The organism is Streptomyces sp. NPDC059994 (genome assembly GCF_042737755.1).
In the GTDB taxonomy this organism is placed as follows: Bacteria; Actinomycetota; Actinomycetes; order Streptomycetales; family Streptomycetaceae; genus Streptomyces.
Genome location: NZ_JBHWUR010000007.1, coordinates 56,237 through 60,679, shown reverse-complemented (window position 1 = coordinate 60,679; position 4,443 = coordinate 56,237). Strand labels below are relative to the sequence as shown.

Genomic DNA, 4,443 nt, shown 5'->3' with positions numbered 1-4,443 from the left:
GCCCGTTCCTCGGCTCCCCCCATCAGGTGAAACGACCTGGGGCGCGCCCTTAGTCCCTGTTGCGGCGCCCGTGTTTTACGGGCGCCTCTCCAGTGCCAGCCGTGCATCTACTTCCAACCGTGCGTCTACGTGAGTGTCGTGAGGCAGAACTGCACGAGCCCGGAGTCCACGTCCAGGATGATCCGCTTCATCTCCGTCCACGGCGGGTGGAAGCTCTTGCCCCACTCGATGGTGAAGCCGAGGATCTTGCCCTTGTGGGGGTCGACGATGTGCCGGGAGTAGGCGTAGTCGTCGCTGGTTCCGCTGGTCGGGTACAGGTGGAAGGCCGACATCGGGTTGTAGGCACGGCCGCGTACGCCGTGCAGGCCCTTGCAGAACTGCTCGGCGAGGACGGTGCTGTCGTCGGAGTCGCCCTTCGGTATGAACTCCGCGTACGCCAGGTCGCCGGCCACTCCGCGCTTGCCGTCGAAAGTGGTGTTGCGGAAGTTCTTGGCCGGGTCGAGCCACTGGTTCTCGTCGTCGCCCCACACGAAGAGCATGTCCTCGGAGTAGCTGTGCACATCGACGAACCAGCGGGTCCGCGGGAAGGTGTCGAGCAGCCAGCGGACGTTGCGGGTCTCGGGTTCCGAGAAGGGGCTGGGGCCCTGGTACACCTGGATGTCACCCGGGTCGTCGGAGACCTGCACTCCGGCGGTCGGGTCGAAGGCGGTGGCGAAGTCGAAGAGGAAGTCGTAGTTGCGGTTGATGTCGACGCCGATACGGGCGGGGTCGCCACCGGAGTTGGCCGGGTTACGGTTCTTGCGCCACATCGCGTCGACGGTCTGGCTGTAGTGGCGGCCGTCGGGGTTGACCAGCGGGAAGATGACGACGTCCAGGTTGTCGAGGACGCTCCGTACCTGGGCGGCGGTGTAGGTCCTGCCACCGTAGGCGAGCCCGGCACCGTCGGCACCGGCCTCCAGGAGGTCGGCCGCGAGGTGCACGAGGATCTCGCAACTGCCCCACTCGCGGGCGTGCACGCCGCCGATGAGGACGACGCTGTCGTGGGTACCAACGGGGCCGGTACCGATCCGCAGGGCGTGACCGGCCCGGCCCTCCACGGACGGCTCGGGCAGGTCGATGAGGTCGCAGGAGGACGGGAAGGCGGTGGCCAGGCTGGTCACGGCGGACTCGACCTCGGTGGTGTTCAAGTACGACATGGTGTCCCTCCTGGGCGGCCTGCTAGGCGTCCTTCACCTTGAGGGCGAGCCCGTGCGGGACCGCGTCGTCGGGGGCGAACCGGTCCCCTTCGCCGACTTCGGCCTGTCGGGCGCGGCCGGTGGCCGTGGCGTCCTCGATGATGGTGACCGACACACCCTCGCGTTCGAGGGCCTCGGCCTGCTCCGGGGAGGCGTATGCCTCGATGCTGAACGTGCCGTCCTCGCCCTGGCGCGGGCGCCCCCCGACATCGGGACGGGCCTCGCGCAGGAGGGCGCGCAGGGTTTCGGCGTCCTTGGCTGTGACGCGGACGCGGAGGAGGTGACGAGCAGTGGACATGACGGCTTCTTCCGGGCGCCGTCCGGCTCACATCAGCGGTGCCGACGACGCGTGGCTGATGTAGATATATGTCCGATGTGTACCCCGTATTCCCAGGGTGCGCTTCAGCCGTAGAACGAGTCAAGCGGGGCCTCGGGCATCCCGCTCAACAGCCCGTCGAGGCCGCTGATCAGCTCCTGCTCGTCGTCGTACTCGGCGAGGCGCGGTACGAGCGCGCGCAGGCGCGGGTAAAGAACTCGGCGCCGGGCGCGAGGTTCCGGTGCGCGGTGCGGCACGTCCGCTCCATGGTGGCGACGTCGTCGGCGTAGTTGAGCAGCCCGCCTCGCGTCAACGGTGCTGGTCACCTATCACGCCAACGGCACCTACGCGGCAGGAGAGCTACGGCAGGTACAGGAGGCCGCTCAGTGCCAGCCGTCGCTGCTGCTCTGCCCGGGTAGGGGTGCCGGGTTGGGCGCTGCGGTCTCGCACAAAGCGGCGAGGTGGGGCGGGGGCAGCCGCGGGGTCCACACCTTCGTCGGTTCGGCCGACGGTCGGTGCGGCAGTTGGAGAATGACAGGTAAGGCCAGGCAGGGCATGATCGCACGCGTGACCGATCCTCGCGAAGTGGTCGAGCAGCACCGACGGTTGGTTCAACCGGCCGGCCGCCCCCACTGGTCACCCACTCGGAAGGCCAGTCGACTTGAGCCCGCAGGGCTGAGTCCGCCAGGCCAAGGCCCCTACCGGTCTGGCTGGGTGCTGACCACCTCCCGCACTGCCGCGAGGAAGTCCTCCGTGCGCGGGTGCGTGGGGTGGGCCGGGCTGGCGAGGTAGACCGTGGCGGCGGGGGCGTCGTCGAGGGGGATGAAGCGTACGCCGGGGTGGCCGTGGCTCTCCGCTGTGCCGGCGGCGCCGATGCCGAACGCGCCGCCTGTGGCGATGAGGTTCAGCCACTCGTCGACGTTGCGCACCTCGACCGTGCGGTCCGGGCGCTGCGCCGGGGGCCAGAGTTCCACCGAGGCTGTGCCGGTGTCCGGCCACAGGGTCAGAGGGAGGGGCGGGCCGGAGGTGAGCTCCGCCAGGCGCACCCGGTCGCGGGTCGCGAGCGGGTGGTCGTCGGGCAGGGCCGCGACCCGGTCCTCGGTGTAGAGGGCCTCGGTGCGGATGCGCGGGTCGGCGGGGACGGTACGGAGCACCGCCACGTCGGTGTCGCCGGTTGCCAGGCCCGCGGTGCTGTTGTCCTGCCGGACCACTTCGAGCGGTGCGTGCGGGTTCTCCTGCCGCCAGGAGCGCAGCAGGGGGACGGTCTGCTGTCCGAGGACCGCGCACGTGTAGCCGAGCCGGAGCGGCCGGTCGACGGCTCGGGTGTCGGCGAGTGCCGCGTCGAGGTGGGCGAGGATGGCGCGCCCGTGGCCGAGGAGGGTCGCCCCGGCTCGGGTGAGGTCCAGGTGCCGGGAGGAGCGGTCGACCAGGCGGACGCCCACGCGGGCCTCCAGTTGGGCGAGCGTGCGGGAGAGGGCGGGCTGCGTCATATGCAGCTCGGCGGCCGCGGCGGTGACGGTGCCCGCCTCGGCGATGGCGGCCAGGGCCTTGAGGTGACGCAGTTCCACATCCATGCCTGGCAAGCATAGTCACTGCCCAGATGGCATTTCCGGGTGCGGGGCGCGATCCGTAGCGTCGGATGCGCCGGGTGGTTCGCCCGGTTCCCTCCCTGAGGCACTCCCGGGGATCTCCCCGGGGAGATCCCTGTGTTTCCGGGATTCGTTTCCAGGCATGGCAAGCATTGGATGGTGGGTTGTGAGGATTCTTCTGATCGGCGCGGGCGGCACGCTGGGCTCGGCGGTGCACAAGGCTCTCGCGGAGCGCGGCCACGAGGTGATCGGCGTGGGCCGCACGAGTGGGGACCTGGTCTGCGACGTCACCGACCCGGAGGCCGTGGCCCGGCTGTATGCGCAGGCCGGTCCGCTGGACGCGGTGGCCGTCGCGGCGGGCGACGCCGTGTTCAAGCCGCTGGCCGAGCTGACCGCGGGCGACTTCGCGGCGACGTTCCGCGGCAAGGCTCTAGGCCAGCTGGAGCTGGTCCGCCAAGGCGCCCGGCAGGTGGCCGCGACCGGCTCGTTCACGCTGGTCAGCGGGATCCTCACGGAGGAGCCGATCGTGGCCGGCGCCGCCGCGTCGGCGGCCAACGGCGCGGTCGAGGCGTTCGTGCGGGCCGCCGCGATCGAGCTCCCGCCGCAGCGGATCAACGCGGTGAGCCCGACGGTGGCCGAGGAGTCCCTGCCCGCCTACGGGCCGTTCTTCGCCGGTATGGAGCCCGTCCCGGCGGCACGCGTCGCGACGGCGTACGTCCGCTCGGTCGAGGGGGCGCAGACGGGGCAGATCTACCGGGTGCGCTAATACTCCGGCAGCTCAACAGCGGTTCACCATCCGGCCTGCACCCTCAACCCTCACCCTCACCCTCACGTTGCAGGCCGCCGGGTCGTGGGGAGGCAGACGGACGCCGGCCTCGGCGCCGCCGTCGGGTGCGGCGGCGGCGAAGACGGTGCCGTGGTCGGCGGTGACGAGGTCGTGGACGATCGCGATCCCGAGGCCGGACCCCGGGATCGCCTGGGCGGGCGGGCCGCGGTGGGAGCGGTCGAAGACGGCGTCCCGTTCCTCCGGGGCGATGCCGGGGCCCGTGGTCGCGCACGTACAACCGCGTGCCCCCGACGCAGACGGTGGCCGGGGTGCCCTCGGGGCTGAACTTCACCGCGCTGCTGAGGAGGTTCTCGATGCAGCGCCGCACCGCGCGCGGGCGGGGCCCGGGCCGGGGACGGGCCGGGGACGGTCCGGGGACGGGCCGGGGACGGGCCGGGGACGGGCCGGGGACGGGCCGGGGACGGGCCGGGGACGGGCCGGGGACGGGCCGGGGACGGGCCGGGGACGGGCCGGGGA

At 71.7% G+C, this 4,443-nt stretch carries 6 protein-coding genes and 1 pseudogene; 2 read left to right on the top strand and 5 right to left on the bottom strand.

All coding sequences use genetic code 11. From position 1 onward, the window contains the following. Window positions 1-125: 125 nt before the first annotated feature. The 4 genes from ACFWA7_RS06350 to ACFWA7_RS06335 form a co-directional block, all read right to left on the bottom strand. Window positions 126-1,196 (bottom strand): M14 family metallopeptidase, encoded by a 1,071-nt coding sequence (locus ACFWA7_RS06350; RefSeq protein WP_385537477.1) that lies wholly within the window; start codon window positions 1,194-1,196, stop codon window positions 126-128. 22 nt (window positions 1,197-1,218) lie between these two features. Further along, window positions 1,219-1,533 carry a hypothetical protein gene (locus ACFWA7_RS06345; RefSeq protein ID WP_385537479.1) on the bottom strand — a complete coding sequence of 105 codons (315 nt, stop codon included), beginning with the start codon at window positions 1,531-1,533 and terminating at the stop codon, window positions 1,219-1,221. Window positions 1,534-1,637: 104 nt separating this feature from the next. Beyond that, window positions 1,638-1,808 carry a hypothetical protein gene (locus tag ACFWA7_RS06340; RefSeq protein WP_385537482.1) on the bottom strand — a complete coding sequence of 57 codons (171 nt, stop codon included), beginning with the start codon at window positions 1,806-1,808 and terminating at the stop codon, window positions 1,638-1,640. A gap of 441 nt (window positions 1,809-2,249) precedes the next feature. Then, window positions 2,250-3,125 carry a LysR family transcriptional regulator gene (locus ACFWA7_RS06335; RefSeq protein ID WP_385821339.1) on the bottom strand — a complete coding sequence of 292 codons (876 nt, stop codon included), beginning with the start codon at window positions 3,123-3,125 and terminating at the stop codon, window positions 2,250-2,252. A gap of 157 nt (window positions 3,126-3,282) precedes the next feature. Here ACFWA7_RS06335 and ACFWA7_RS06330 point away from each other — a divergent pair, with 157 nt between their 5' ends. Then, on the top strand, window positions 3,283-3,906 hold the full coding sequence (locus ACFWA7_RS06330; RefSeq protein WP_385821337.1) for a short chain dehydrogenase: 624 nt from the start codon (window positions 3,283-3,285) through the stop codon (window positions 3,904-3,906). Between the two features lie 12 nt (window positions 3,907-3,918). Here ACFWA7_RS06330 and ACFWA7_RS06325 read toward each other — a convergent pair. Further along, window positions 3,919-4,182 (bottom strand): annotated as a pseudogene (locus ACFWA7_RS06325) (sensor histidine kinase); the annotation flags it as partial. Window positions 4,183-4,208: 26 nt separating this feature from the next. Here ACFWA7_RS06325 and ACFWA7_RS06320 point away from each other — a divergent pair. Next, a partial coding sequence (locus ACFWA7_RS06320; protein ID WP_385821335.1) for a hypothetical protein occupies window positions 4,209-4,443 on the top strand: 235 nt, incomplete at its 3' end.

What these genes read in the sequence shown, in the direction of transcription:
- ACFWA7_RS06335 (WP_385821339.1), bottom strand. Translation starts at nt 3,125, where the DNA reads ATGGATGTGGAACTGCGTCACCTCAAGGCCCTGGCCGCCATCGCCGAG.
- ACFWA7_RS06350 (WP_385537477.1), bottom strand. Translation starts at nt 1,196, where the DNA reads ATGTCGTACTTGAACACCACCGAGGTCGAGTCCGCCGTGACCAGCCTG.
- ACFWA7_RS06330 (WP_385821337.1), top strand. Translation starts at nt 3,283, where the DNA reads ATGGCAAGCATTGGATGGTGGGTTGTGAGGATTCTTCTGATCGGCGCG.
- ACFWA7_RS06345 (WP_385537479.1), bottom strand. Translation starts at nt 1,533, where the DNA reads ATGTCCACTGCTCGTCACCTCCTCCGCGTCCGCGTCACAGCCAAGGAC.